We start from the raw sequence: 1,544 nt of genomic DNA, 5'->3' as shown, positions 1-1,544 counted from the left end.
TCTTCTTCAAGCGTAAATCCTGGACTCTTCACCAACACGACCCATTTCCCTTTCTGCCAGATGAGAGTTTGATCCCGTCCTCCAAATCTGACGATTTTTGCGTAATAGTAATCAGGTTTTTTTATTCTTCCTAGATCCCTGGTTAGCACAGACGCTTCCACGAGAAACAACGTGTCCCAAACGCTTCTTGCGGAATCAACTGAAAATGTCTTCCAAATATACACATTGATATTTCTGGAATTCACCTCAAACTGAAGGCAGACAACCGAATTATCCTCAGGTGGATAAAATACGCGTATGCTCTCCCCGTCTTCTCGGTCCACAGAGACTCCGTTTGCGAGACCCTGGTCTGGTGGAAACGGCGCTTCTCCAAGAAGAGAGAAAACATCGTCATTGAAGGTCAAATCGGAAAGGTTCACATCCTCAGAAGGAACTACAACTTCCATCTTGTATCCAAAGGCATAATACGATACAAAGGCAATAAGCAATACCACAAAGAAGACCGTAAACAGGGCTCTGTTTCTCGAGGAATATTTCTTACCGTTCTTGCCTGAATTCAAAATTCCCATCTGCAGTCAAACCAACTCTAGAATCTTTGCAACTCTTGCGGGGTCAAGTCTATAAGGTGAACCTTTGCCCTGAAAAAATCCATGTTCTCGTATTAAGTGAATGGAGATCGGCGAATAATCGATCTCTTCCTTCAGAGCGATATTTCTCACATTGACGTTTACCTTCTTTGAAAGATGACCATGGCGAAATGGACATGGAATGTAACCTCTGCTTTCCTCCACAATCACTACAAAACGATCGTCGACCTTCACAGGGGAACCGAATCCTCTTTCACCCTCCTTCATAAGCATTTCCAGTTTATCTGCGATAATCTCGTTTGTAAGGCCAAGTTCTTTGACGGTTATCTGGTCTTCACTGATTATATCAACAAGATTCCTGTCATCATCACCCAAAAAACCAGGACCGGTGATATTTCCCGCTCTCATATTTTCTTGAATTCTGTCGAAATCCGGAGTTTGTTTCATTTTCTCACCTCCACACTAACCGAATTTGTCGTAGAATATTTTTTCTTCGAGTACTTTGTGCCTAATCAAGACACGTATGCAGGCATTTATCATTCCCGGACTGCCACAGAGATACGCTTCTCTGTCAATCTCGTCTCCTTGCTCGGAGAGATACCTGTCCACAACATCTGTTATCAATCCAGTTTCCCCTTCCCAATTATCTTCTGGCACTGGATCAGAAAGTGCTGGAATGAAATGAAAATTGGGCATCTTTCTTTCAACCTCTTTCATCTCCTCAAGGTAGAAGAGATCTCTCTTGCTTCTTGCTCCAAAGAAATAATAGGCATTTCTTTTCACTTCTCTCTCCATCATGTCATAAATTATTGATTTGATGGGAGCCATTCCAGAGCCACCCGCAATGAATATTATATCTGAATCGGTGTCTCTCAAGTAAAAATCACCGAAAGGTCCAAGAATCCTAATTCTGTCTCCAACTTTCAGTATTTTGTGAACGTAAGTTGTGACAATCCC

General features: G+C 42.4%; 2 protein-coding genes and 1 pseudogene. All 3 read right to left on the bottom strand.

Features of this window, described 5'->3' with window-relative positions; genetic code table 11:
* Positions 1-569, bottom strand: a 569-nt coding sequence (locus BG32_RS01680; RefSeq protein ID WP_121526303.1) for a hypothetical protein, incomplete at its 3' end; no start/stop codon positions are given.
* Positions 570-575: 6 nt separating this feature from the next.
* Positions 576-1,034: a hypothetical protein gene (locus BG32_RS01675; protein WP_006492538.1), complete on the bottom strand. Its 459-nt coding sequence runs from the start codon at positions 1,032-1,034 to the stop codon at positions 576-578.
* A gap of 15 nt (positions 1,035-1,049) precedes the next feature.
* A pseudogene (locus BG32_RS01670) lies at positions 1,050-1,544 on the bottom strand (oxidoreductase); the annotation flags it as partial.

The sequence above is a fragment of the Mesotoga sp. HF07.pep.5.2.highcov genome (genome assembly GCF_003666285.1).
Taxonomy (GTDB): domain Bacteria; phylum Thermotogota; class Thermotogae; order Petrotogales; family Kosmotogaceae; genus Mesotoga; species Mesotoga prima.
This window is presented reverse-complemented; position numbering and strand designations above follow the sequence as displayed.

Excerpts from the sequence above, each read along its gene's own strand:
- BG32_RS01675 (WP_006492538.1), bottom strand. The coding sequence starts at position 1,034 with ATGAAACAAACTCCGGATTTCGACAGAATTCAAGAAAATATGAGAGCG.